This window comes from Pseudomonas sp. FBCC-B35, assembly GCF_059133755.1.
This window is the reverse complement of record NZ_CP101439.1, coordinates 283,798-308,581: the sequence shown is the minus strand read 5'-3', so window position 1 is coordinate 308,581 and position 24,784 is coordinate 283,798. Positions and strand designations below refer to the sequence as shown.

The window sequence follows — 24,784 nt, the reverse complement described above, 5'->3', positions numbered from 1 at the left end:
CACTATGGCCCGTTTCGGAACGCAAAAACTCTACATCGATGGCGGTTATGTCGACGCTGGCACTGATGCCACCTTCGAAGCCATCAACCCGGCTACCGGCGAAGTGCTTGCCCACGTGCAACGCGCCACCGAAGCTGACGTCGAGAAGGCTGTCGAAAGCGCCGAGCGCGGCCAGAAAGTGTGGGCGGCCATGACCGCCATGCAGCGCTCGCGCATCCTGCGCCGCGCCGTGGACATCTTGCGCGAACGCAACGACGAGCTGGCCATGCTGGAAACCCTGGACACCGGCAAGTCCTACTCCGAAACACGCTACGTCGACATCGTAACCGGCGCCGACGTACTGGAATACTACGCAGGCTTGGTACCTGCCATCGAAGGCGAGCAGATTCCGCTGCGCGAATCGTCCTTCGTCTACACCCGCCGCGAACCGCTGGGCGTGACCGCAGGTATCGGTGCCTGGAACTACCCGATCCAGATCGCCCTGTGGAAATCCGCACCGGCCCTGGCTGCCGGCAACGCGATGATCTTCAAGCCGTCGGAAGTCACTTCGCTGACCACCCTCAAGCTGGCCGAGATCTACACCGAGGCCGGCCTGCCGGACGGCGTGTTCAACGTACTGACCGGCAGCGGCCGCGAAGTCGGTAGCTGGCTGACCGAGCACCCGCGCATCGAGAAGATCTCCTTCACCGGCGGCACCACCACCGGCAAGAAGGTCATGGCCAGCGCCTCGAGCTCCTCGCTCAAGGAAGTGACCATGGAGCTGGGCGGCAAGTCGCCGCTGATCATCTGCGCCGACGCCGACCTGGACAAGGCCGCCGACATCGCCATGATGGCCAACTTCTACAGCTCGGGCCAGGTGTGCACCAACGGTACCCGCGTGTTCATCCCAGCCGAGCACAAGGCCGCTTTCGAAGCCAAGATTCTCGAGCGCGTGGCGCGCATCCGTGCCGGCAACCCGGAAGATGAAAACACCAACTTCGGCCCGCTGGTCAGCTTCCAGCACATGGAAAGCGTGTTGGGCTACATCGCCAAGGGCAAGGAAGAAGGTGCTCGCGTACTGTGTGGCGGCGAGCGCCTGACCGAAGGCGACTTCGGCAAGGGTGCCTTCGTGGCCCCGACCGTGTTCACCGATTGCCGCGACGACATGACCATCGTCAAGGAAGAGATTTTCGGCCCGGTCATGAGCATCCTCAGCTACGAGACCGAGGAAGAAGTGATCCGCCGCGCCAACGACACCGAATACGGCCTGGCAGCCGGCGTGTGCACCAACGACCTGAACCGTGCCCACCGCATCATCCACCAGCTTGAAGCGGGCATTTGCTGGATCAACGCCTGGGGCGAGTCCGCAGCCGAAATGCCGGTGGGTGGCTACAAGCAATCGGGCGTTGGTCGCGAGAACGGCATCAGCTCGCTGGCCCAATACACCCGCATCAAGTCGGTACAGGTCGAGCTGGGCGACTACGCGTCGGTCTTCTGACCGCCCGTAGCACGCCAGCCCATGCTGCAGGACAGCGCCGGTCGTTGACCGACCGGCCCTTGCAGCACTCATCCATTTGCGCGTGAGGCCAGGCTGCACCCAGGTGCAGCGCCAGACGCGCAACTGCTTCCGGAGGAAGCTTCCCCATGGAATACGATTACATCATCGTTGGTGCCGGCTCTGCCGGTAACACCCTGGCTACTCGCCTTACCGAAGACGCAGGCACCACCGTACTGCTGCTCGAAGCGGGCGGCCCTGACTATCGCTTCGACTTCCGCACCCAGATGCCAGCCGCCCTGGCCTTCCCGCTGCAAGGCCGTCGCTACAACTGGGCCTACGAGACCGACCCGGAGCCGCACATGGACGGCCGCCGCATGGAATGTGGCCGTGGCAAGGGCCTGGGTGGCTCCTCGCTGATCAACGGCATGTGCTACATCCGCGGCAACGCCCTGGACTTCGATGGCTGGGCTGAGCTGCCAGGCCTGGAAGACTGGGCCTACCTGGACTGCCTGCCGTACTTCCGCAAGGCCGAAACCCGCGACATCGGCCCCAACGACTATCACGGTGGCGACGGCCCGTTGAGCGTGGCCACGCCCAAGGCGGGTAACAACCCGCTGTTCAACGCCATGGTCGAAGCTGGCGTACAGGCCGGCTACCCGCGCACCGAAGACCTCAACGGCTACCAGCAAGAAGGCTTCGGCCCGATGGACCGTTCGGTGACCAAGAATGGCCGCCGCTCCAGCACTGCCCGCGGTTACCTGGACCAGGCCAAGAAACGCCCCAACCTGACCATCGTGACTCACGCCCTGAGCGACCGCGTACTGTTCGACGGTAAGCGCGCCATTGGTGTGAGCTACCTGGTGGGCGACAGCGAAGAGCGCGTCGAAGCACGCGCGCGCAAGGAAGTGATCGTCAGCTCCGGCGCCATCGCCACGCCGCAACTGCTGCAGCGCTCCGGTGTAGGCCCGCGCGCCCTGCTCGAAAGCCTGGACATCCCGGTCGTTCACGACCTGCCAGGGGTTGGCGAAAACCTGCAGGATCACCTGGAACTGTACCTTCAGTACGCGTGCACCCAGCCCGTATCGCTGTACCCATCGCTGCTGTGGTGGAACCAGCCGGCCATCGGCGCGGAGTGGCTGTTCAACGGTACCGGTATCGGGGCCAGCAACCAGTTCGAGGCCGGCGGTTTCATTCGCTCGCGCCCTGAATTCAAATGGCCGAACATCCAGTACCACTTCCTGCCGGTTGCCATCAATTACAACGGCTCCAAGGGCGTCAAGGAACATGGCTTCCAGGCGCACATGGGCTCGATGCGCTCGCCTAGCCGCGGCCGCGTGCAGGTCAAGTCCAAGGACCCACGCCAGCACCCGAGCATCCTGTTCAACTACATGGCCACCGAGCAGGACTGGGAAGAATTCCGTGACGGTATTCGCCTGACCCGCGAAATCATGGCCCAGCCGGCGCTGGACCCGTACCGCGGTCGCGAAATCAGCCCAGGCGCGCATGTGCAGACCGATGAAGAGCTGGACAAATTCATCCGTGAGCACGCCGAAACCGCCTACCACCCATCCTGCTCGTGCAAGATGGGTACCGACGACATGGCGGTGGTCGATGGCGAAGGCCGCGTGCATGGCATGCAGGGCCTGCGTGTAGTGGATGCGTCGATCATGCCGATCATCATCACCGGCAACCTCAACGCCACCACCATCATGATTGCCGAGAAAATCTCGGACAAGATCCGTGGTCGCAAGCCGTTGCCGCGCAGCACTGCCAAGTACTACGTGGCCAACGACGCGCCGGTCAAAGGCAAGCCCATGCGCGAAGTGAAGCAGGGCTGATCAGCAAAAGGGGCTGCCTGGCAGCCCCTTTTTTTTCGGGTCAGCGAACGACGATTCCGCGCGCTGCCATATAGGCCTTGGCCTCAGGCACCGTGTACTCCCCAAAATGGAAGATGCTGGCAGCCAACACGGCACTGGCATGCCCTTGCAAGATGCCATCGGCCAGGTGCTGAAGGTTACCCACCCCGCCCGAGGCGATCACCGGGATGCTCAACGCATCGCTGATGGCACGGGTCACGCCCAGGTCGAACCCGTTCTTCATGCCATCCTGGTCCATGCTGGTCAGCAGGATCTCGCCCGCGCCCAGGCCTTCCATCTTCTTGGCCCACTCTACCGCGTCCAAACCGGTCGGCTTGCGTCCGCCGTGGGTGAAGATTTCCCAGCGCGGCGTTTCGCCAGGGCCGGATACCTGCTTGGCATCGATGGCCACGACAATGCACTGCGAGCCGAAACGGTCGGCGGCCTCGCCCACGAATTCCGGGTTGAACACGGCGGCAGTATTGATCGACACCTTGTCGGCACCGGCATTGAGCAGGTTGCGGATGTCCTGCACGGTACGCACGCCACCACCGACGGTCAGCGGGATGAAGACCTGGCTGGCCATGCGCTCGACGGTGTGCAGCGTGGTGTCGCGGCCGTCAACGCTGGCCGTGATATCGAGGAACGTGATTTCGTCCGCACCCTGCTCGTTGTAGCGCCGGGCGATTTCAACCGGGTCACCGGCATCGCGGATGTTCTCGAACTTGACGCCCTTGACCACACGGCCGTTGTCCACGTCCAGGCAAGGGATGATGCGTTTAGCTAAAGCCATGAGAGGGCTCCTGGGAAGCAACTGCAAGCTTGGGGCGGCAAGGGATACGCACCGAACGGGCCCCTTGCCGCAGATGCTTAGCGCTGGCCAATGCTCGGGTAGGTGTCACAGAAGGCCTGGGCCTCGGCGACGTCGAGGGTGCCCTCATAGATGGCACGGCCGGTGATGGCGCCAATGATGCCAGGCGCATTGGCCTGTAGCAGTGCCTTGATGTCGCCCAGGTTGTGAATGCCGCCCGAGGCGATTACCGGTATCGACGTGGCTTCTGCCAGGGCCTTGGTGAAGGGCACGTTGCAGCCCTGCATCATGCCGTCCTTGGCGATGTCGGTGTAGACGATCGCCGAGACGCCATCGGCCTCGAAGCGCTTGGCCAGGTCAATGACCTGCACCGTGCTCACCTCAGCCCAGCCGTCGGTGGCGACGAAACCGTCCTTGGCGTCCAGGCCGACGATGACCTTGCCGGGGAAGGCCTTGCAGGCCTCGGCCACGAATTCAGGCTGCTTCACCGCCTTGGTGCCGATGATCACGTAGCTGACGCCAGCCTTGACGTAGTGCTCGATGGTTTCCAGCGAGCGAATGCCGCCACCGATCTGGATCGGCAGGGTCGGGTAGCGCTTGGCGATGGCGGTGACCACTTCACCGTTGACCGGCTGGCCTTCGAAGGCACCGTTGAGGTCGACCAGGTGCAGGCGACGGCAGCCGCCCTCGACCCACTTGGCGGCCATGCTCACCGGGTCATCGGAAAATACCGTGGAATCTTCCATACGGCCCTGGCGCAGACGCACGCAGGCACCGTCCTTCAGATCGATAGCGGGGATAATCAGCATCTTGGGAACCTGTCCGTTCTTGGGGTTTCAGGGCTTCTCGAGCGCCCACAGATCGCTTTCGATGCTCTCGAACCGCTCCTTGAGGTGCAGCTGAACATCGGCGATCGCCCTGTTGTAGTAATGGGGTGCAATGTGATGGGTGAACAGTTCGAGTACCTCGGCGACTTCGAACGACCCCAGCTCCAGCTCGAAACGGTCTTCGAGAAAGCGCTTGAGCGTATCGAGCGCTTCACGCTCCTGCTCGGGGGCCAACGTGAGGATCGGCGCCTTGGTCTTCGAACGGCTCATTTACCAGCGCCCGTCCCAGGCCACGAAGTTCTGCAGCAGCTGCAGGCCATGGGTATGGCTCTTCTCCGGGTGGAACTGGACCGCGAAGCGCGAACCATCAGCCAGCGCCGCGGCGAAATCGACGCCGTAGTGACCGCGCCCGACCACCTGGGTGGGTTTGCCGGCGGCAATGTAGTAGCTGTGCACGAAATAGAAACGCGCCCGGTCGCTGATGTCGTGCCACAGGGGGTGGTCGACGCTCTGGCTGACTTCGTTCCAGCCCATGTGCGGCACCTTCAGGTGCTCGCCCTCTTCTTGCAGGCCTTTGCCGAAGAAGCGCACCTGGCCCGGGAACAGGCCGATGCAGTCGACGCCGTCGTTTTCTTCGCTGTGCTCAAGCAGTGCCTGCATGCCCACGCAGATGCCCAGAAACGGGCGATCCTGGCTCACTTCACGCACCAGGCTGTCAAAGCCCAGGCGGCGAATTTCGGCCATGCAGTCGCGAATGGCGCCAACGCCTGGGAACACCACCCGGTCCGCTTCGCGGATCACCGCTGCATCGCTGGTGACCAGTACCTTGCCGGCGCCGACGTGCTCGAGCGCCTTGGCTACCGAGTGCAGGTTGCCCATGCCATAGTCGATTACCGCTACCGTCTGCATTTACAGGCACCCTTTGGTGGACGGCATCTGCCCGGCCATGCGCTCGTCGAGGGTAACAGCCATGCGCAGTGCGCGGCCGAAGGCCTTGAACACGGTCTCGATCTGGTGGTGGGTGTTGTGCCCACGCAGGTTGTCGATGTGCAGGGTGACCAGGGCGTGGTTGACGAAGCCCTGGAAGAATTCCTGGAACAGGTCGACGTCGAAGCCGCCTACGCTGGCACGGGTGTAAGGCACATGCATCTGCAAGCCAGGGCGGCCGGAGAAGTCGATGACCACGCGTGACAGCGCTTCGTCCAGCGGCACGTAGGCGTGGCCATAACGGAAGATGCCTTTCTTGTCGCCGATGGCCTGGGCAAACGCCATGCCCAGGGTGATACCGACGTCCTCGACGGTATGGTGATCGTCGATATGCAGGTCACCCTTGCACTCGATATCCAGATCGATCAGCCCATGGCGAGCGATCTGGTCCAGCATGTGTTCAAGGAACGGCACGCCGATATCGAATCGGGCCTTGCCACTGCCATCGAGGTTGATCGAGCACTTGACCTGGGTTTCCAGGGTATTGCGCTCGACGGAAGCCTTACGTTCGACCATCACCAGCTCCGCAAAATCATTAGGCGAAAGGGCTGCATTATAGGCGCAGATGGCCGCTGCTTGGAACGCGCAAGATAGATGGCAAGCCCAGCAATGACGGGCTCGAATACCACTACAGGTCTATACAACCAGGAGCAGGGGATCGCTTGTGGGGTATCCGAAGGGCCGCCACTCAACGCGGCCCTGTCGCACGTGCTGGTAGCATCGACGCCACGGAGCCAGGCGCGACGGCCCCGTGGCAAGGCTTCGACCAGCCCGGATCAGTGGAACAATACGGCGGTCTTCTGCAGGGTCACCCAGACGCCCCAGGCCAACGGCACCACCACCACGGCCCAGGCCAACAGCACCAGCGGCAGGCTGCCAGGCGCAGCCTTCCACTCGAGGGACCGCGCGCCGTCAGCGCCCTTGTCGTGGCTCAACGCACGTTCGGCGGCCAGTTGCGCATCGGACATGAAGTACTTGTCGGCCACCGGGCGGATCAGCACGTTGCAGATGAAGCCCAGCACCAACAGGCCGGCGAGGATGTACAGGGTCATGTCGTACGCTGCCGCACGTTCAACGCCAGCCGCCAATTGAGATTCGCGCAGGTAGGTGATCAACACAGGCCCCAGCACCCCGGCGGCCGCCCAGGCTGTCAACAGACGCCCGTGGATGGCGCCAACCATCTGTGTGCCGAACAGGTCGGCCAGGTAGGCGGGTACCGTGGAGAAGCCACCGCCATACATCGACAGGATGATGCAGAACGCCGCCACGAACAGCGCCACGTTGCCCAGGTGACCCATGTTCGGGATCAGGCTGTACAGGCCAACGCCCAAGGCGAAGAAGGCGAAGTAGGTATTCTTGCGCCCGATGTAGTCGGAGAACGACGCCCAGAAGAACCGCCCGCCGATGTTGAACAGGCTCAACAAGCCGGTAAAGCCCGCCGCGATGGCGGCAATCTGCGCCAATTGCGCGGCATTGAGCTGGCTGAAGGTGAGTTCATTGCCCAGCAACTTGCCAGCGAACACTTCCTGCAACAGCGGCGAGGCCATGCCGAGAATGCCGATACCGGCCGACACGTTCAGGCACAGCACCAGCCAGACCAGGACGAACTGTGGGGTTTTCCAGGCTACGCTGACGTGCACATGGCGATCGGTGACCATGCCGTTGCCCGCCTTCTTGGCCGGCGCGGTCCAGCCTTCAGGCTTCCAGCCGGTGGGCGGAATGCGATAGGCCAAGGCGCCGGCCGTCATGAACACGAAGTAGATCGCGGCCATGACCACGAAGCTCTGCCACACGCCCACCTCTTGCGCGCTGCCAAAATGACCCATCAGCGCCGTGGCCAACGGTGCACCCACCATTGCACCGCCGCCGAAGCCCATGATGGCCATGCCGGTGGCCATGCCGCGCTTGTCCGGGAACCACTTGATCAGGGTGGACACGGGCGAAATGTACCCCAGGCCCAAGCCAATACCGCCAATCACGCCGGAACCTAACCACATCAGCCACAGCTGATGGGTTTTCACCCCGATGGCGGAGATCAGCATGCCGCCACACCAGCACAGCGCCGAGACCAGCCCGGCCTTGCGCGGGCCGGCGTGTTCCAGCCAGCCGCCCAGCACGGCGGCCGAACAGCCGAGGAAGACGAAGAACAGGGTATAGATCCAGCTGAGCATCGAAATGGGCCAGTCGCACTCGGCGCTGAACAATCGGGCGACGAAGCTCATGTCTGGCGCGCATGCCACTGGCGCCGTAATGCCCAAAGCTTGAGACAACGGCAGCCAGAACACCGAAAAGCCATAGGCCATGCCGATGCACAGGTGGATGGCCAAAGCAGCCGGAGGCACCAGCCAGCGGTTGAAGCCCGGCCGGGCGATGATGCGTTCCTTGGAGAGGAAGCCTGGCGCACTGGCCAAGGCATCCGCCGTCATGGTGCGGCTCATGGGGATGATCCTTTTTTATAAGTTGTGGAGGCAGGCAAAGCGGCGCAAGGGTAGCAGTATCCGATCACATGAAAGCAATCTGATATCGCCTATTTTAGTTCGGCTGAAACGGTAACGCGCTGTAGCCGATCTTTCTGAACTGCCAAGATCACCGCTGTCGAAAGCCGTAGCATCTACTGAGCACGTGGGAAATGGCCGGTATATCCAGCCGAATCAGCAGGGACGGCCGCTGCGGCGCTATACTCTCGCGCTTGAATTCACATTCCGATAGTTAAGGACTCGCCCATGAAAGCGTTCGGCAAAATCCTGGGCCTAGGGCTTCTCGGGTTGTTGCTGATCATCGTGGCGCTGGGCTTTGCCCTGACCCACCTGTTCGATCCCAACGACTACAAAGACGAGATTCGCCAGCTGGCGCGCGACAAGGCTCACGTGGAGCTGACTCTCAACGGCGACATTGGCTGGAGCCTGTTCCCATGGCTGGGGCTTGAGCTGCATGACGCCAGCATCGCCACCTTGAATGCGCCCAAGGCGCCGTTTGCCGACTTGCAGATGCTGGGCCTGTCGGTGCGGGTGCTGCCGCTGCTGCGCCGCGAGGTGCAGATGAGTGATGTGCGCGTCGAAGGGCTGAACCTGATCCTGACCCGTGACGAACAAGGGCATGGCAACTGGGAGGATATCGGCAAGCCTTTGCCTGCGTCGGCCGAGGGCGAAACCCCTGCACCAGGCAATGCGCAAGGCCCCGAAACCACCGATCAGCGCTCCGGCACTGCCAACGCAGACCGACCGGTCAAGCTCGATATCGACAGCCTGACCGTGAACAACGCACGCGTGCAGTACACCGACGCACGCAGCGGCGTCAGCTACAACGCCGAAAGCATTCAACTCAGCACCGGCGCGGTACACGAAGGCGCCACTATTCCACTCAAGGCCAGCGCATTCATCAGCGCCAGCCAGCCCAACATCAAGGCGCGCACCGAAGTGGCCGGCGAGCTGCGTCTGGATCGTGCGCTCAAGCGCTACAGCTTCGAAGACATGCGCCTGTCGGGCGAAACCTCTGGAGAGCCCACTGGCGGCAAGACCGTAACCTTCGCCGCCCAGGGCCAGTTGCTGCTCGACCAGGCCGCCAACGTGGCGTCATGGAACGGCCTGAAACTGTCGGCCAACCAGCTGCGCGCCCTGGGCGAACTCAACCTGCGCGAGCTGGACAAGACGCCGCAGCTAAGTGGCGGCCTGTCCATTGCCCAGTTCGACCTGCGTACCTTCCTGGACGGTATCGGCCACCCGCTGCCCGCCACTCAGGACCCGGCTGCATTCGGCAAGCTCGAGCTGGTCACGCGCCTGCAAGGCACGCCTGCCAGCATCGCCCTGGAAGACCTGTCGGTGAAACTGGACAGCAGCACCTTCACCGGACGCGTGGCGGTTGAAGATTTCGCCAAGCAAGCCCTGCGCCTGCAACTGAAGGGCGACAGCTTCGATGCAGACCGGTACCTGCCGGCCAAGAGCGAAGAGGCCAAGGGCGCCACTGCTGCGCGCAAGGCCCAGGTACAGCAGCAAGAAGCCAGTGCCGTGGCCGGTGCAGGCAGCACACCCCTGCCCGACGCCCCCACCCAGGGCGCCTGGAGCACTGACAAACTGCTGCCGGTGGACCGTCTGCGCGCCCTCGACCTGCAGGCAGACCTGAGCTTCGGTTCGCTGACGCTGGACAAGCTGCCCATCGGCAACGCCCGCCTGACGGCCAATGGCCAGGGTGGGCTACTGACCCTGCAAACCTTGCGCGGTGACCTGTACAACGGCACGTTCGAGGCCAAGGGTACGGTCGACGTGCGCCCCGCCGTGCCACAGCTGGGGGTCAACACCCGCATCCAGCGAGTACCCGTCGAGCATTTCATCAAGACCGACGACAAGGACAAGACGCCGCCGGTCAAGGGTTTGCTGACCCTGTCCAGCGACCTGACCGCCACCGGCAACAGCCAGAAAGCGCTGGTGGACACGCTCAACGGCACGGCCAACTTCACCATCAATGACGGTGTGCTGGTCAACGCCAACCTCGAACAACAGCTGTGCCAGGCCATTGCCACGCTCAACCGCAAGTCGCTCAGCGGCGAGCCGCGCGGCAAGGACACCCCGTTCCAGGCGCTGCATGGCAGCGTGGTGATTCGCAATGGCGTGGCCAGCAACCCTGACCTCAAGGTGCGAATTCCAGGCCTGACCGTCAACGGCCATGGTGACGTGGACCTGCGGGTACTGGGCATGGACTACAACGTGGGTGTTATCGTCGAGGGCGATCAGCGGGCCATGCCCGACCCGGCCTGCCAGGTCAACGAGCGCTACGTGGGCGTGGAAGTGCCGCTGCGCTGCCGTGGCCCGCTGGAGCTGGGCGCCAAGGCCTGCCGTCTGGACAAGGACGGCATGGGCAAGGTCGCCGCCAAACTCGCAGGCAACCGCCTCAAAGACAAGATCGACGAAAAACTCGATGAAAAACTCGGAGACAAAGTGAGCCCGGAACTCAAAGACGCGCTCAAGGGGCTGTTCAAGCGATGACACCCGAGCAGTTTTCCAGCGCTGTGCTGGAGTGGTACGACACGCACGGCCGGCACGATCTGCCCTGGCAACAGGGCATCAACCCGTACCGGGTGTGGGTGTCTGAAATCATGCTGCAACAGACCCAGGTCAGCACCGTGCTGAACTATTTCGACCGCTTCATGCATGCGCTGCCGACCGTGCAAGCGCTGGCCGAGGCGCCCGAGGACGAGGTGCTGCACTTGTGGACGGGCCTGGGCTACTACACCCGCGCCCGCAACCTGCAGAAGGCTGCACGCATCGTGGTCGAGCAGCATGGCGGGGTGTTTCCGCGCAGCGTCGAGCAGCTCACCGAGCTGCCCGGCATCGGCCGCTCTACAGCCGGGGCCATCGCCAGCATCAGCATGGGCATCCGTGCACCGATCCTGGACGGTAACGTCAAACGAGTCCTGGCGCGCTTCACCGCCCAGGCCGGTTACCCGGGTGAGCCGAAGGTGGCCAACCAGCTGTGGGCCACTGCCGAGCGTTTCACGCCCATGGTTCGTGCCAACCACTACACCCAGGCGATGATGGACCTGGGCGCGACGCTCTGCACCCGCAGCAAGCCCACCTGCCTGCTCTGCCCGGTCCGGCGCGGCTGCGAGGCGCACTTGCACGGCGAAGAAACCCGCTACCCCGAGCCCAAGCCGCGCAAGGCGCTGCCCCAGCGGCGCACGCTGATGCCGCTGCTGGCCAACGACGACGGCGCCATCCTGCTGTACCGTCGCCCGTCCAGTGGCCTGTGGGGCGGGCTGTGGAGCTTGCCGGAGCTCGACGACATCGCCCAGCTTGACGACTTGGCCGACCAGCACGGCCTGCGCCTGGGCCGCAGCCGCGCCCTGGACAACCTGACCCACACCTTCAGCCACTTCCAGCTGGCCATCGAGCCTTGGCTGGTGCACGTCGACCCGGTTGGCGAGCACATGGTCGAGGCCGACTGGCTCTGGTATAACCTGGCCACCCCACCGCGCCTGGGCCTGGCCGCCCCGGTGAAGAAGCTGCTCAAACGCGCAGCCGACGAACTGATTGCAGGAGATGCCTGATGACCCGCACCGTGATGTGCCGCAAGTACAACGAAGAACTGCCCGGCCTGGACCGCCCACCCTATCCAGGGGCCAAGGGCCAGGACATCTTCGACCACATCTCGCAGAAGGCCTGGGCCGACTGGCAGAAGCACCAGACCATGCTGATCAACGAAAAGCGCCTGAACATGATGAATGGCGAGGACCGCAAATTCCTCCAGGCCGAGATGGACAAGTTTTTCGCTGGCGAAGAATACGCTCAGGCAGAAGGCTACGTACCGCCCTCGCAATGACCCGGGGGCACGTAAGCGACGGAATTAATTTAATATTTTTTTCAAAAAGTCGTTGACGAGCGGTCTGAAAGTCTATTTAATTCACCTCGTCGCCCAGATAGCTCAGTCGGTAGAGCAGAGGATTGAAAATCCTCGTGTCGGCGGTTCGACTCCGTCTCTGGGCACCACCTTCAGCTTCTGGTGGTTGCAAAGTTACCCGAAGCGACACAAGAAACCCGCCCAGTGCGGGTTTTTTGTTGCCTGTCGAAAAGTGCTGGTGGGTCGCCCTTCGTCGTGGGTAGCCTTCGGTCAGCAGCACTCATCCCGGCCGGGTTGATCAACATCAAAGAGCCAGCGCCCTGTGGTCCTTAGCATTCAAGGTGAACATTCGAACCACCTTGCAAGGACCTCCATGAGCGACGACGCCCCTCTCCAGACTTCCCCACCCCCCAAGAAGGCTACCCCCACGGCCAAGCCCCGCACTCGCCGCCCCCGCCCGCGCAAACCCGAACCGGCCATCACCGCGATCAGCCAGGCACCGACCGCACTTGAAGTGGCCAGCGCTCCCAAGGGCAGCAGCGAAGACAGCACATCGGCGCGCTTGCCATCCGGCTACCCTTACCCGCAGCGCCTGCGTCGACAAGAGTACGAAAGGGCCAAGCACGCCCTGCAGATCGAGTTGCTCAAGGTGCAAAGCTGGGTGAAAGAAACCGGCCAGCGGGTGGTGATTCTGTTCGAAGGGCGTGACGCTGCAGGCAAGGGAGGGACCATCAAGCGGTTCATGGAGCACCTGAACCCCCGGGGCGCTCGCATCGTTGCGCTGGAAAAGCCGTCGGAACAAGAGAAAGGCCAGTGGTATTTCCAGCGCTATGTGCAGCACCTGCCCACGGCGGGGGAAATGGTGTTCTTCGACCGCTCCTGGTACAACCGCGCGGGCGTCGAGAAGGTGATGGATTTCTGCTCCCCCCTTCAATACCTGGAGTTCATGCGCCAGGCGCCGGACCTTGAGCGGATGCTGTGCAACAGCGGCATACTGCTGTTCAAGTACTGGTTTTCGGTGAACCGCGAGGAACAACTGCGCCGCTTCATCTCGCGCCGGGACGACCCCCTCAAGCACTGGAAACTGTCGCCCATCGACATCAAGTCTCTGGACAAGTGGGACGACTACACCGCCGCCAAGGAAGCCATGTTCTTCCACACCGACACCGCCGACGCGCCGTGGACGGTGATCAAGTCCGATGACAAGAAGCGTGCGCGCATCAACTGCATCCGCCACTTCCTGCATTCGCTGGACTACCCGGACAAGGACTTGAGCGTGGCCTACGCGCCGGACCCACTGCTGGTCGGGCGGGCATCGCGCGGGTTCGAGGAGGACGACGCGATCGCCAGCTGACAGCCGGCGCTGCGTGCATGGCACTTGGGTTTCGCGGGCAACTGCGCTTCAATACGCGCACTTTCAAGCCCCACCCAAGGATTGCCCATGGCCACCTCCAGCAAGCAACAAAAACGCGCCAAGCGCGCCGCCACCAAGGCCAAGCAGAACCGCATGGTGCGCAGCGGCCAGGCCGTGAAGGCCAGCGCAGGCGATAGCGCCAGCGTCGAGCAGGTGTTCGACAAGGCCATGGCGTCGGCCAGTTACGACCCGTTGTTCAAGAAGATGAAGGAAGCCCAGGAAGGCGGCCTGGTGCCGATGATCTCGGTGTTCCTGGTTGACCCGCTGCTGGCCCTGGTGCTCAAGGGCCACAAGGAAGAACACGCGACCGACTATATCGTGATGGTATTCAACGCCTACCGTGCATGGCTCGATGGCGCGGACGAAGACACGACCATGGCGTGGCTGGAAAGCGATGAGTTCCAGGAGGCTTACCTGGCTGCGTCCGAGCTGGTAGCCAAGCAGCAGCAACAGCAGAAGCAGTTTGGTTGATTAGGGTGGCCGGGCTGACGGCTTGGAAACAGCCGACTTGCCCCGCTCCTAAAGACGACCGAATACCTGCGTGAGCGGCCTTGCCGAGGCGCTGGACCGGCCGCGATGGCCGGCCCTGCACGCAGGCAAATGGAGTGGCGGCCTTACTTGGCCACCGCTGCCCGTCCACCGGCTTCGCGCTTGCGGTGCACCAGCAGCCCCGCAGCCACCACGGCGATGCTCAGCAGTGCCGTCGCGATGATCTCGATGCGGTGGTCCTCACGCAGTGCCATTACGCCCAGTACCGCCACGATGAAGGCGATGGTCGCCCAGGTCAGCCCTGGGAACAGCCACATCTTGAACGCGATCTGCTCACCACTGGCCTCGCGCTTGGCACGCATGCGCAGTTGCGAAACGGCAATCACCAGGTACACCAGCAACGCGATGGCGCCGGAGCTTGCCAGCAGGAACTCGAAGACCTGGGCTGGCGCAAGGAAGTTGGCGAAGACGCACAGGAACGCCGCCGCAGTGGACAGCAGCACCGCCACGTAAGGGGTAGCCGCCTTGGTGGTGCGTTGGGCCATGGCCGGGGCATCGCCACGCTTGCTCAGCGAGAACAACATGCGCGAGGACGTGTACAGCGCCGAGTTCAGGCAGCTGGTCACGGCGATCAGTACCACGATATCGACGATCAGCTTGGCGTTGGGTACACCGATGCGGCTGAGCACGGTCTGGTAGGAACCGACTTCGGCCAACGCCGGGTCATTCCATGGCACCAGCGCCACGACCAGGAAGATCGACACCAGGTAGAACAGGCAGATACGCCAGATCACTGAGTTGGTGGCACGGCTGATCTGCTTGCCCGGGTCCTTGGACTCGGCAGCGGCGATGGTGACGATCTCGGTGCCCATGAACGAGAACATGGTCGTCAGCATGGCAGCCAGCACGGCGCCGAGGCCGTTTGGCATGAAGCCTTGGGTATCGAACAGGTGGCTGGCACCGCTGACCTGGCTGTTGGGTACCAGGCCGAACATGGCCACACAACCGACCACGATGAACGCGATGATGGCCAGCACCTTGAGCAGGGCGAACCAGAACTCGAACTCACCGTAGTTCTTCACGCTGAACAGGTTGGTCACGGTCAGTGCCAAGGTGATCAGCAGGGAGAACGCCCACAGGTCAACGGCCGGGAACCAGGCATGCAGGATGGCTGCAGCGGCGTTGGCCTCAAGTGGAATCACCAACACCCAGAACCACCAGTACAGCCAGCCGATGGTGAAGCCGGCCCAGCGCCCGATGGCACGGTCGGCGTAGGTGGAGAACGAACCGGTGTCGGGCGAAGCCACCGCCATTTCACCAAGCATGCGCATGACCAGCACCACCAGCGTACCGGCGGCGGCATAAGCCAGCAGTACCGCCGGGCCCGCCGCTGCAATGGCGTGTCCGGAACCGACGAACAGGCCTGCGCCGATGACGCCAGCAATGGACAGCATGGTCACATGCCGTTGTTTAAGCCCCTGAGCGAGGTCATTGGAATTGTTGCCGCTCATAAAACTACCTTTGCAAGGAGTAGATCACATCGGTTGCGCAAGCACGGCTCGCGTCTGGAGCATGCACAGCGGCAACCATTGATTGGACACTGGCAATAACCGCGCCATGTGCTACTCGCACTCGACAAGACCACGCCCGAAGCCAACAACGGCGGGGGCCACGGCAAAAAGGGCCATTAAATGGCCGATTAGCCATCAAAAGCGCTCATTACCGAAATACTCACTTACAAATGCACCAAAGGTGCCCCTCGGTAACACCTGCGCACCATCACAAGGCAAACAGGGCGCAACCCTTCGGTACAACCCTGGACCGCGGCGGGGGTAAAAAAGGCTGCACCGGGCCGCCTCGACAGGCTGCCCGGACAGTCAGGTTTGACGGGCACATGGTCCGAAAGCGCTTCCCTGAGACCGTCAAAACTGGCACCATCGCGCCTTTTTTCATCATGGCTCTGGTGCCGGGTAACCTCCCTTGTGGACATCTGCGCGACGTTGCGCTGCAACGATGCGACAAACTGCCCCACCAATGCCCAGAGTGCCCGGCGACCCTGTTGGCCGTCATAATGCCGCTATGCTAGCTTGGCGCACGCCAGGAAGGCCGCCAACAGCTGGGAACGCACCCGAACACATGAGGACCGCACATGGCTCAGGCCACGCCCGCGCTGGAAATCCGCAACCTGCACAAACGTTATGGCGAGCAGGAAATTCTCAAGGGCATTTCGCTGACCGCACGCGACGGTGACGTGATCTCCATTCTGGGGTCGTCCGGCTCCGGCAAGTCCACCCTGCTGCGCTGCATCAACCTGCTGGAAAACCCGCACCAGGGCGAAATCCTCGTGGCCGGTGAAGCCCTCAAGCTCAAGGCCGCAAAGAACGGCGACCTGATGGCTGCCGACAACCGCCAGATCAACCGACTGCGCAGCGAAATCGGCTTCGTCTTCCAGAACTTCAACCTGTGGCCGCACATGTCGATCCTCGACAACATCATCGAGGCCCCACGCCGCGTACTTGGTCAAAGCAAGGCCGAGGCCGTCGAGGCAGCCGAAGCGCTGCTCAACAAGGTGGGGATCTACGACAAGCGTCACAGCTACCCCGCCCAGCTGTCCGGTGGCCAGCAGCAGCGCGCCGCCATTGCCCGTACCCTGGCCATGAAGCCCAAGGTCATCCTGTTCGACGAGCCCACCTCGGCCCTCGATCCGGAAATGGTCCAGGAAGTGCTTAACGTTATCCGCGCATTGGCCGAAGAAGGCCGTACCATGCTGCTGGTGACGCACGAGATGAACTTTGCCCGCCAGGTGTCCAGTGAAGTGGTCTTCCTGCACCAGGGCCTGGTCGAAGAGCAGGGATCGCCGCAGCAGGTCTTCGAGAACCCGACCTCGGCGCGTTGCAAGCAATTCATGTCCAGCCACCGCTAACGGAGCAATACATGCACACCTACAAGAAGTTTCTCCTGGCAGCCGCTGCCACCCTGGTCATGTCGGCCAATGCCATGGCCGCGGAAAAACTGCGCATGGGTATCGAAGCCGCCTACCCACCGTTCAACAACAAGGACGCCAGCGGTAATGTCGTCGGTTTCGACAAGGACATTGGTGATGCCTTGTGCGCCAAGATGAAGGTCGAGTGCTCGGTCGTCACCTCCGACTGGGACGGCATCATTCCGGCCCTGAACGCCAAGAAGTTCGACTTCCTGGTCTCGTCGCTGTCGATCACCGACGAGCGCAAGCAGGCGGTGGACTTCACCGACCCGTACTACTCCAACAAGCTGCAGTTCATCGCACCGAAGAACGTCGACTTCAAGACTGACAAGGACTCGCTCAAGGGCAAGGTCATCGGCACCCAGCGCGCCACCCTGGCCGGCACCTACCTGGAAGACAACTACAGCGGTGTGGACATCAAGCTGTACGACACCCAGGAAAACGCCTACCTGGACCTGGTTTCCGGCCGTATCGACGGCATCCTGGCCGACAAGTACGTGCAGTACGAGTGGCTCAAGAGCAAGGACGGCATGAACTACGAGTTCAAGGGCGAGCCAGTGATGGACAGCGACAAGATCGGTATCGCCGTGCGCAAGGGTGACACCAAGCTGCGCGACGACCTGAACAAGGCCCTGGCCGAAATCAAGGCCGACGGTACGTACAAGAAGATCAACGACAAGTACTTCCCGTTCAGCATCGAATGATCCGCCCCGATTGGCGCGCCCCGGTGGCGCGCCTCTCCCTAGAATGACCTGCCCATGAATATCGACTTGCACGGATTCGGTCCGGCCATGATGGCCGGCACCCTGATGACCGTAAAACTGGCGCTGTGCGCCTTGCTGTTAGGGCTGGTGCTGGGCCTGCTCGGCGCCCTGGCCAAGACTTCCCCGCTCAAGCCCTTGCAGTGGCTTGGCGGTTTCTACTCGACCCTGGTACGGGGTATTCCCGAACTGCTGTGGGTGCTGCTGATCTACTTTGGCACCGTGGGCCTGATGAACGCCCTGGGCGAAGCCCTGCACATGCCAGGCCTTGAGCTCAGCGCCTTTGCCGCAGGCGTCATTGCCCTGGGCCTGTGTTTTGGCGCCTACGCCACCGAGGTGTTCCGGGGCGCCATCCTGGCCATCCCCAAAGGCCACCGCGAAGCCGGGCTGGCGCTGGGCATGTCCAAGGGCCGCATCCTGTCGCGGATCATCCTGCCGCAGATGTGGCGCATCGCCCTGCCCGGCCTGGGCAACCTGTTCATGATCCTGATGAAGGACACCGCGCTGGTGTCGGTGATCGGCCTTGAGGAAATCATGCGCCATGCCCAGATTGGCGTGACCGTGACCAAGGAGCCGTTCACCTTCTACATGGTGGCGGCCTGCATCTACCTCAGCCTGACCGTCATTGCCATGACCGGCATGCATTTCCTGGAACAACGCGCCGCTCGCGGCTTCGCGAGGGCCGAACAATGAACTGGGAAGTGATCATCAAGTGGCTGCCGCGCCTGGCGCAGGGCGCCACCCTGACCCTGGAGCTGGTGGCCATCGCGGTGGTGGCCGGCTTGATCCTGGCCATCCCGCTGGGTATCGCCCGCTCTTCGCGGCACTGGTACGTGCGCGCCGTGCCGTTCAGTTACATTTTCTTCTTCCGCGGCACCCCGCTGCTGGTGCAGCTGTTTCTGGTGTACTACGGCCTGGCCCAGTTCGACGCCGTGCGCGCCAGCGCGCTGTGGCCGTACCTGCGCGACCCGTTCTGGTGCACCGTGCTGACCATGACACTGCACACCGCCGCCTACATCGCCGAAATCCTGCGCGGCGCCTTGCAGTCCATTCCCAAGGGCGAAATCGAGGCTGCGCGTGCGCTGGGCATGTCCCGGGCCAAGACGCTGGTCTACATCATGCTGCCCCGGGCTGCCCGCATCGGCCTGCCGGCCTACAGCAACGAAGTGATTCTGATGCTCAAGGCTAGCGCGCTGGCCAGTACGGTCACCCTGCTGGAACTAACCGGCATGGCGCGGACCATCATTGCCCGCACGTACTTGCCGGTGGAGATCTTCTTCGCCGCTGGCCTGTTCTACCTGCTGATCTCGTTCATGCTGGTGCAGGGCTTCAAGCTGCTGGAGCGCTGGTTGCGCGTGGACGCCTGCCAAGGGCGCTGATCCGTTACCGGCTGCAGCCGGTTGGCCCGTTTTACCCGGCTGGGTGAAAGCGGGTTCAGCCGGCAGCAAGGCCTGACCACCCTTTATCGACAGCGCTCCCAATGCCTACCTCCCTCCACAGCCACCTTTTGCTCGAACGCTTTCAGGCGCTTGACCGGTTTTTGACCGAGCATCAGGCGCTGTGGAAACCCAGGCCGTTCACCCATCTGCACCTGGATTGGGAAAGCACCTACCCGGAACTTGCGCGGCATCTGCGTCAAAGCAGCCTGGCCGAGGCCGAAGGTGACATCGACCCACACGCACTGCCCGCACCTTATCCACAGTTGGCTGATGCCGCCCAGGCGCTCAGCGCGCTGGGTGCCCTGCCCACCTGTGCGCTCCCCGCCGCCGCTCACCGGCTTGACGTCAATGTACCCGGCCGCAAATGGCAGCAGATCGAAGCCTTCGCCAGTCACCTCGCCTTCCGCGCGCCCTCGCGCCACTGGCTGGACTGGTGCTCGGGCAAAGGCCACCTGGGCCGGCGTTTGCTGCACCCCGGCCAGCGCCTGACCTGCCTGGAGTACGACACGGCGCTGGTGGCTGCCGGGGAGGCGCTCAGTGCCCATCACCATTTGCCCGTGCAACACATCCATCAGGACGTGATGGCCCCTGGGAGCGCCGAGCATCTGGATGCAGACACCAGCGTGGTCGCCCTGCACGCCTGCGGCGACCTGCATGTCCAGCTGCTGCGCCTGGCCAGCCAGCAACATTGCCCACAACTGGCCGTGGCCCCATGCTGTTACAACCGCATTGCCACCGCCCAGTACCAAGCGTTATCCACAGCTGCCCGCGCCTCGGCCTTGCACCTGTCGCTGGATGACCTTGGCCTGCCCTTGAGCGAAACCGTCACCGCCGGCGCCCGCGTACGCCGCCAGCGCGACACGTCCATGGCCCGCCGCCTGGGCTTCGACCTGCTGCAACGCCAGCAGCGCCAGACCGACCACTACCTGCCCACGCCATCGCTGCCGGTGGCCTGGTTGGCCAAGCCCTTCGAGCAGTATTGCCGTGACCTGGCTGCGCTCAAGCAACTGGACCTGGATGGTGATATCGATTGGGCGGCGTTGGAATCGGCAGGATGGAATCGCCTGGCGCAGGTACGCAACCTCGAACGCCTGCGCAACCTCTTCCGCCGCCCACTCGAACTCTGGCTGGCACTGGACCGTGCCCTTTTTTTGACCGAACAGGGCTATGACGTACGTTTGGGCGTGTTTTGCGACTATGCCCTCACCCCACGCAACCTGATGATCCTCGCCGAGCGCGACAGATAGCCGCAGAAAAGCCTGTGGATAAGTCTGTGAACAAGCTTGGGGTTACCTGTTGGTGTACGGGGCCATTCGGACGGATTGGCTTATTCCAAAATGACGTTCAAGACCAGCAAAAACAGGCATTTGCGCAAATTTGGTTTATTGCGGGCGGGGTTATGCCATTGGCACAAACATTCGATGCCGCTTGTGCATAAGCAATTTTTCAGGGGCGATTTTTTGTTGATTTCAGAGACGTTTGGTGCGTAGGGGATCGAGCTGCCATGCCGGAACTGTGAATGCTTCAGTACTCGCGTGTGGCTTTGAAATTCCGAAGTCTGTTTTCCTTGAGCAGTGATGAAAGCATTGGGCGGGTGCCTGAGAACGGTTTGTCTATCCGCTTGGCACCCTGGCCCCTTGTCATCCATGCCGCCGAGGTTCTGGTTGGCTAGTGGCGTTTGCCTTTGGCGATTTCGATGTCATTCAGCAAAGCGTTGGCCATGTCACAGAGGTAATCCGCCGCACCGAGCAGCTTGTGGTCATCCTCCATGTCCCCCTCACGCACCAGGTGCTTGATGTAACCCATCAGGATGGAGACGTGCTCGTACGCAGCATCCACCGGGATGCCGGGCTGTACGCGAAGGAGGTTTACGGGCGGGGTGCCGGCCTGGAGGAAGGTTTCTACGCCTGCGGTGGTGATAGGGTCCGAATTGCTCGTGTCCATGGCTTGGTTCCTTATTCGAAAACAGGAGCCGCCACGCAGACCTTCTCACGGATAGGGTGGCAGCCGTACGCAGGGTGAGAAACCGAGTGAATAAGGAACCCCGGCCAGACCAAAGCCTGCCCGCGCACGGCCACCATTGCAGGTAGCGCTTATTCGAAGTCGGGTTCTCACACCCGGTCGCCAGAGCGACGGGGCAAAGGTATCCGTGAGGTATTTCCCAGACAACGGCGATACTTCGGCAGAGCGCGTAGGATACGTCCGATACGTAAATTTGCAGAAGCCTCCAGCAGAAGAGTCCAGACATTTCCTACAAAACCAAGGCCCTCAGACTACAAACCACTCATCCCGTACCATCAATCAAACACAAAACTCCAGCCCAACGTATCCCGGTGTGGGAGCGGCCTCGCGCCGCGATGGGCCGCAAAGCGGCCCCAGTAACTCCACCCCAAACCCCATATCCACAGCCCCACACACCCCCGCCTCCCCCAAAAACCCACTCAACTTCCAATTCCATGACCCACCGCACACTCCCCGCAACATCCCACCCCTAATCCCCGCCCCCACAACCGTGTATCATGCGCCCCCCAAATCATTAAAAAGTGACGTCGCGCGCTGCCTGCCAGCCCTGCGGCCATCTGGCGTTGCGCCAGATTCGACAACGGACCTGACTCTCGTGACCCAAGCCAAGCCCCTCGCCCTGCTCGCCTTCGCCCTGGCCCTCACCGCCTGCGCCAGCGGCCCCTCGCACCCCGCCCCCGGCAACCTCGGCTGGAACCACCCCGGCATGCAACTGGGCGGCGACCGAGGTCTACCCCTGCGCGCCGACAACACCTGCCGCAAGCGCGGTTGCGACAACGACAAGCTGTTCTTCAACCCCGGCAAGACCGAACCAAACGTCACCACCCTCCACCGCGGCTGGTAAGAAAATTTCCCTTTTGGGTCGGTGAGTTAGGTCATTTTCAAACAATCGCAAGGAAGTGGTTTACACACGCCAAACGATCGTTATAATGACGCCCCATTGCCGGTATAGCTCAGCTGGTAGAGCAACTGACTTGTAATCAGTAGGTCCCGGGTTCGATTCCTGGTGCCGGCACCATTCAAGGTTCCATAGAAAGCTTTAAAAATCTCTGGAACACCCGAAAAACCCGCCTTTTGGCGGGTTTTTTCGTTTTGGCGTTCCGTCGGATTCCGAGGGTAGCCAGCACTAATAAGGGTACTTTTAAGGATACCTTCCAATTCGACATTGGAAAGTACCCTTATGGCTCGCACAACGGCTCCCCTTACCGACAACACCTGCCGCACTGCAAAGGCTCGCGAACGTGAGTACAAGCTTTTTGACGGCGATGGCCTTTACCTGCTCGTGAAGCCCAACGGTCGCAAAGGCTGGCGGCTCAGGTACGTGAAGCCCGATGGCCGCGAGGGCCTGACCTCACTCGGCAATTATCCAGTGGTCGGGCTGGCTGACGCTCGCCGCAAGCGCTTCGAGCTCAAACAGCAGCTCGCCAACGGCATTGACCCTATCCAGTCCAAGCAACAGGCCAAGGTGCAGGCCGTAATCAATGGCCGTACCTTCGAAAGCGTTGCGCTCGATTGGTATGTCGGGATGGTGCCCAAGTGGGCGCCGGGCCACGCCAAGACTGTGCTCAGCCGGTTGAAGACTCACGTATTCCCTTAGCTCGGTGCCAGGGCAATCGTTGAGTTGGACACCCACGACCTCATGCAGCCACTGGAAGCCGTGACGAAGCGCGGCACCATCGACGTGGCGCTCAGAATCAAGAACTACCTGCAAAGCATCATGCGCGAAGCCAAACGGCTGCGGCTGATCACCGCGAACCCGGCTCACGACCTCGACGGCTCGATCAGAGCACCACGGGTTACACATCGACCCGCACTACCCTTATCGCGGCTGCCAGAGCTGCAAGCACGCATCGACGACTACAAAGGTCGTCCACTCACACGCCTTACCGTGATGCTGTCGCTGCACCTGTTCGTACGCTCCAGTGAGCTGCGCTTCGCCCGCTGGAACGAGTTCGACCTCAATCGCGGCATCTGGGAGATCCCCGACACTCGCCCGGCGCTCGACGGCGTACCGTTTTCCACAAGGGGTACGAAAATGGCTGGAGACATTCACGTTGTACCCTTATCGCCGCAGGCAGTGGCCTTGCTTGAGCAAATCCACGCGATCACGGGCAAGTTCGACCTGGTGTTCGCGGGAGATGCCAAACCGTGGAAACCGATGTCCGAGAACACGGTGAATGCCGCGCTCAGGACGATGGGCTACGACACCAAGGTGGATATCTGCGGCCACGGGTTCCGAGCCATGGCGTGTAGTGCGCTGGTTGAGTCCGGGTTGTGGTCGGAGACGGCTATCGAGCGGCAGATGAGTCACAAGGAACGCTACAACGTACGGGCCGCTTATACCCACAAGACCGAGTTCCTCCAAGAGCGCCGGATGATCATGACCTGGTGAAGCCGGTTTCTGGAGGCGAACCGCGAGGACCATGTAACGCCGCATGAGTTTGCCAAGCAGACGGGCGAGAACGTCACGCGCCTTCGCAGTGCCAAGAGAACCGAGTAACCCGCCGCACCACCACCTCAACTCACTGTGAAGTTATCCACAGCACCGCATGAAGCTCCTCCGCGCGGGTCCTTTCAAACGGGGCTGCAAAGCCGTCCCGTTTGAAAGGACCATACCTAAGAAAAAACTGCTGGCACAGCTTACGTCTGTGGAAAACCACTGATGTCCACCGGGGGATAGTTTTATGCACAGGCGCTAAATCCCTGATATCGCGCCGCTTGACGAATATTGTCCACAAGCGTAGACCGGGAGCCGCAAGAGCTGTCGATGACAGCACCCCAGGTGACCCGAACCTTAAAGGGCACGCTGCTCCCGCGGTGGTTCACCCGCAAGTACAATTCGCGTCCGGCAGCTCGTACGGTCACTACCCATGTGATGGATGCCAACTCAATATCGTTGGTCCTGCGGCAACCACCCTACCCATCTGCTCAGCAGCAACTTATTCGCTTGGCCATTTCGCGTGCGCCAACCTGCGCCCGTCTCTTTCACTGGAAAGAGACGGGCGCTCCTGACACTGCTGCAGCCCTGATCACACATGGCTCAGCCGCAGTTCCCCTTGTGATAATTGGCGTGACAAACGCCGATGCCACCAGCAACAGCCATGCAGGTGATGGTGCCGCAGACCATGGAATGGACTGCACCTGACTGACAGTCAGGCATGCCCCGGTCATCGCATCGCTGTGTTCACCCGGCTCAGGATCTCGCGGCACTGGTCTCGTCAGCCAATGCGGCCTCCGCCAGCCCACCGGTAACGGTGCTCAGGAGGCCAGATCATGAGATGCCCTTGCTCCCGGACGTAAGGAGCCGCCAGTCCCGCGTTAGAGGACATCCCCACAGGTCGCAGAGGCCTTGATCCCTGATAACACTCAACATTCTTGGCGGGATGAC

General features: G+C 62.1%; 21 protein-coding genes, 2 tRNA genes and 1 pseudogene. 16 read left to right on the top strand and 8 right to left on the bottom strand.

Translation table 11 applies throughout. From position 1 onward, the window contains the following. Positions 1-4 precede the first annotated feature (4 nt). Complete coding sequence (gene betB, locus NMB38_RS01325; protein ID WP_023532870.1) at positions 5-1,477, top strand: betaine-aldehyde dehydrogenase; 1,473 nt, start codon at positions 5-7, stop codon at positions 1,475-1,477. A 146-nt stretch (positions 1,478-1,623) separates the two neighbouring features. Further along, positions 1,624-3,315, top strand: coding sequence for a choline dehydrogenase (betA, locus tag NMB38_RS01320; protein ID WP_023532909.1), 1,692 nt, complete (start codon positions 1,624-1,626; stop codon positions 3,313-3,315). Between the two features lie 40 nt (positions 3,316-3,355). Here betA and hisF read toward each other — a convergent pair whose 3' ends face one another. The 6 genes from hisF to NMB38_RS01290 all read right to left on the bottom strand — a co-directional run bounded on the left by hisF (position 3,356) and on the right by NMB38_RS01290 (position 8,396). Continuing rightward, positions 3,356-4,126: an imidazole glycerol phosphate synthase subunit HisF gene (gene hisF / locus NMB38_RS01315; RefSeq protein ID WP_027914085.1), complete on the bottom strand. Its 771-nt coding sequence runs from the start codon at positions 4,124-4,126 to the stop codon at positions 3,356-3,358. A gap of 77 nt (positions 4,127-4,203) precedes the next feature. Next, positions 4,204-4,953: a 1-(5-phosphoribosyl)-5-[(5-phosphoribosylamino)methylideneamino]imidazole-4-carboxamide isomerase gene (hisA, locus tag NMB38_RS01310; RefSeq protein ID WP_023533011.1), complete on the bottom strand. Its 750-nt coding sequence runs from the start codon at positions 4,951-4,953 to the stop codon at positions 4,204-4,206. Positions 4,954-4,980: 27 nt separating this feature from the next. After that, a complete protein-coding gene (locus NMB38_RS01305) occupies positions 4,981-5,241 on the bottom strand; it encodes a DUF2164 domain-containing protein (RefSeq protein ID WP_027914086.1) in 261 nt (86 codons plus the stop codon). Further along, on the bottom strand, positions 5,242-5,880 hold the full coding sequence (hisH, locus tag NMB38_RS01300) for an imidazole glycerol phosphate synthase subunit HisH (protein ID WP_028687279.1): 639 nt from the start codon (positions 5,878-5,880) through the stop codon (positions 5,242-5,244). It lies immediately after the preceding gene. Next, on the bottom strand, positions 5,881-6,474 hold the full coding sequence (gene hisB / locus NMB38_RS01295) for an imidazoleglycerol-phosphate dehydratase HisB (RefSeq protein WP_023532883.1): 594 nt from the start codon (positions 6,472-6,474) through the stop codon (positions 5,881-5,883). Positions 6,475-6,734: 260 nt separating this feature from the next. Further along, positions 6,735-8,396 (bottom strand): OFA family MFS transporter, encoded by a 1,662-nt coding sequence (locus NMB38_RS01290; protein WP_049696743.1) that lies wholly within the window; start codon positions 8,394-8,396, stop codon positions 6,735-6,737. A gap of 285 nt (positions 8,397-8,681) precedes the next feature. On the opposite strand from NMB38_RS01290, the gene NMB38_RS01285 reads away from it, so the two are divergent. The 6 genes from NMB38_RS01285 (at position 8,682) to NMB38_RS01260 (ending at position 14,173) form a co-directional block, all read left to right on the top strand. Further along, a complete protein-coding gene (locus NMB38_RS01285) occupies positions 8,682-10,937 on the top strand; it encodes an AsmA family protein (RefSeq protein ID WP_490805794.1) in 2,256 nt (751 codons plus the stop codon). Next, positions 10,934-11,998 (top strand): A/G-specific adenine glycosylase, encoded by a 1,065-nt coding sequence (mutY, locus tag NMB38_RS01280; RefSeq protein WP_027914089.1) that lies wholly within the window; start codon positions 10,934-10,936, stop codon positions 11,996-11,998. The genes NMB38_RS01285 and mutY overlap by 4 nt, the downstream gene beginning before the upstream one ends. Continuing rightward, positions 11,998-12,270, top strand: a complete 273-nt coding sequence (locus tag NMB38_RS01275) for an oxidative damage protection protein (protein ID WP_027914090.1) — start codon at positions 11,998-12,000, stop codon at positions 12,268-12,270. The genes mutY and NMB38_RS01275 overlap by 1 nt, the downstream gene beginning before the upstream one ends. Positions 12,271-12,361: 91 nt before the next feature. After that, a tRNA-Phe gene (locus NMB38_RS01270) sits at positions 12,362-12,437 on the top strand. A 224-nt stretch (positions 12,438-12,661) separates the two neighbouring features. Next, positions 12,662-13,642, top strand: coding sequence for a polyphosphate kinase 2 (gene ppk2, locus NMB38_RS01265; RefSeq protein ID WP_028687282.1), 981 nt, complete (start codon positions 12,662-12,664; stop codon positions 13,640-13,642). 87 nt (positions 13,643-13,729) lie between these two features. After that, positions 13,730-14,173: a hypothetical protein gene (locus tag NMB38_RS01260; RefSeq protein WP_027914092.1), complete on the top strand. Its 444-nt coding sequence runs from the start codon at positions 13,730-13,732 to the stop codon at positions 14,171-14,173. 143 nt (positions 14,174-14,316) lie between these two features. Here NMB38_RS01260 and gabP read toward each other — a convergent pair whose 3' ends face one another. Then, on the bottom strand, positions 14,317-15,702 hold the full coding sequence (gene gabP / locus NMB38_RS01255; protein WP_023535725.1) for a GABA permease: 1,386 nt from the start codon (positions 15,700-15,702) through the stop codon (positions 14,317-14,319). Between the two features lie 638 nt (positions 15,703-16,340). On the opposite strand from gabP, the gene NMB38_RS01250 reads away from it, so the two are divergent. From NMB38_RS01250 to NMB38_RS01230, 5 genes are all read left to right on the top strand, one after another. Continuing rightward, on the top strand, positions 16,341-17,114 hold the full coding sequence (locus tag NMB38_RS01250) for an ABC transporter ATP-binding protein (protein WP_023535748.1): 774 nt from the start codon (positions 16,341-16,343) through the stop codon (positions 17,112-17,114). An 11-nt stretch (positions 17,115-17,125) separates the two neighbouring features. Next, entirely contained in the window at positions 17,126-17,878 is a 753-nt protein-coding gene (locus NMB38_RS01245) for an ABC transporter substrate-binding protein (RefSeq protein WP_023535762.1), read from the top strand. A gap of 54 nt (positions 17,879-17,932) precedes the next feature. Next, positions 17,933-18,628 carry an ABC transporter permease gene (locus tag NMB38_RS01240; RefSeq protein WP_023535794.1) on the top strand — a complete coding sequence of 232 codons (696 nt, stop codon included), beginning with the start codon at positions 17,933-17,935 and terminating at the stop codon, positions 18,626-18,628. Next, on the top strand, positions 18,625-19,314 hold the full coding sequence (locus tag NMB38_RS01235) for an ABC transporter permease (protein WP_023535781.1): 690 nt from the start codon (positions 18,625-18,627) through the stop codon (positions 19,312-19,314). Before NMB38_RS01240 ends, NMB38_RS01235 begins: the two co-directional genes overlap by 4 nt. A gap of 101 nt (positions 19,315-19,415) precedes the next feature. Then, positions 19,416-20,621, top strand: a complete 1,206-nt coding sequence (locus NMB38_RS01230; protein WP_494354874.1) for a methyltransferase — start codon at positions 19,416-19,418, stop codon at positions 20,619-20,621. 421 nt (positions 20,622-21,042) lie between these two features. On the opposite strand, the gene NMB38_RS01225 is transcribed toward NMB38_RS01230, so the two are convergent. Continuing rightward, complete coding sequence (locus tag NMB38_RS01225) at positions 21,043-21,318, bottom strand: DUF3077 domain-containing protein (protein ID WP_027914094.1); 276 nt, start codon at positions 21,316-21,318, stop codon at positions 21,043-21,045. Between the two features lie 673 nt (positions 21,319-21,991). Between NMB38_RS01225 and NMB38_RS01220 the strand changes: the two genes are divergently transcribed. The 3 genes and pseudogenes from NMB38_RS01220 to NMB38_RS01210 all read left to right on the top strand — a co-directional run bounded on the left by NMB38_RS01220 (position 21,992) and on the right by NMB38_RS01210 (position 23,896). After that, positions 21,992-22,240, top strand: a complete 249-nt coding sequence (locus tag NMB38_RS01220) for a hypothetical protein (protein ID WP_023535804.1) — start codon at positions 21,992-21,994, stop codon at positions 22,238-22,240. Positions 22,241-22,338: 98 nt separating this feature from the next. After that, a tRNA-Thr gene (locus NMB38_RS01215) sits at positions 22,339-22,414 on the top strand. A 162-nt stretch (positions 22,415-22,576) separates the two neighbouring features. Next, a pseudogene (locus tag NMB38_RS01210) lies at positions 22,577-23,896 on the top strand (tyrosine-type recombinase/integrase). The last annotated feature ends 888 nt before the right edge of the window (positions 23,897-24,784 follow it).

Bases quoted from the DNA above. Each gene is read 5' to 3' on its own strand.
- NMB38_RS01275 (WP_027914090.1), top strand. From the start codon at position 11,998: ATGACCCGCACCGTGATGTGCCGCAAGTACAACGAAGAACTGCCCGGC.
- betA (WP_023532909.1), top strand. From the start codon at position 1,624: ATGGAATACGATTACATCATCGTTGGTGCCGGCTCTGCCGGTAACACC.
- hisB (WP_023532883.1), bottom strand. From the start codon at position 6,474: ATGGTCGAACGTAAGGCTTCCGTCGAGCGCAATACCCTGGAAACCCAG.
- NMB38_RS01285 (WP_490805794.1), top strand. From the start codon at position 8,682: ATGAAAGCGTTCGGCAAAATCCTGGGCCTAGGGCTTCTCGGGTTGTTG.
- NMB38_RS01250 (WP_023535748.1), top strand. From the start codon at position 16,341: ATGGCTCAGGCCACGCCCGCGCTGGAAATCCGCAACCTGCACAAACGT.
- gabP (WP_023535725.1), bottom strand. From the start codon at position 15,702: ATGAGCGGCAACAATTCCAATGACCTCGCTCAGGGGCTTAAACAACGG.
- NMB38_RS01260 (WP_027914092.1), top strand. From the start codon at position 13,730: ATGGCCACCTCCAGCAAGCAACAAAAACGCGCCAAGCGCGCCGCCACC.
- hisH (WP_028687279.1), bottom strand. From the start codon at position 5,880: ATGCAGACGGTAGCGGTAATCGACTATGGCATGGGCAACCTGCACTCG.
- NMB38_RS01290 (WP_049696743.1), bottom strand. From the start codon at position 8,396: ATGAGCCGCACCATGACGGCGGATGCCTTGGCCAGTGCGCCAGGCTTC.
- hisA (WP_023533011.1), bottom strand. From the start codon at position 4,953: ATGCTGATTATCCCCGCTATCGATCTGAAGGACGGTGCCTGCGTGCGT.
- mutY (WP_027914089.1), top strand. From the start codon at position 10,934: ATGACACCCGAGCAGTTTTCCAGCGCTGTGCTGGAGTGGTACGACACG.
- NMB38_RS01230 (WP_494354874.1), top strand. From the start codon at position 19,416: ATGCCTACCTCCCTCCACAGCCACCTTTTGCTCGAACGCTTTCAGGCG.
- NMB38_RS01235 (WP_023535781.1), top strand. From the start codon at position 18,625: ATGAACTGGGAAGTGATCATCAAGTGGCTGCCGCGCCTGGCGCAGGGC.
- NMB38_RS01245 (WP_023535762.1), top strand. From the start codon at position 17,126: ATGCACACCTACAAGAAGTTTCTCCTGGCAGCCGCTGCCACCCTGGTC.
- NMB38_RS01240 (WP_023535794.1), top strand. From the start codon at position 17,933: ATGAATATCGACTTGCACGGATTCGGTCCGGCCATGATGGCCGGCACC.
- NMB38_RS01225 (WP_027914094.1), bottom strand. From the start codon at position 21,318: ATGGACACGAGCAATTCGGACCCTATCACCACCGCAGGCGTAGAAACC.
- ppk2 (WP_028687282.1), top strand. From the start codon at position 12,662: ATGAGCGACGACGCCCCTCTCCAGACTTCCCCACCCCCCAAGAAGGCT.
- NMB38_RS01305 (WP_027914086.1), bottom strand. From the start codon at position 5,241: ATGAGCCGTTCGAAGACCAAGGCGCCGATCCTCACGTTGGCCCCCGAG.
- betB (WP_023532870.1), top strand. From the start codon at position 5: ATGGCCCGTTTCGGAACGCAAAAACTCTACATCGATGGCGGTTATGTC.
- hisF (WP_027914085.1), bottom strand. From the start codon at position 4,126: ATGGCTTTAGCTAAACGCATCATCCCTTGCCTGGACGTGGACAACGGC.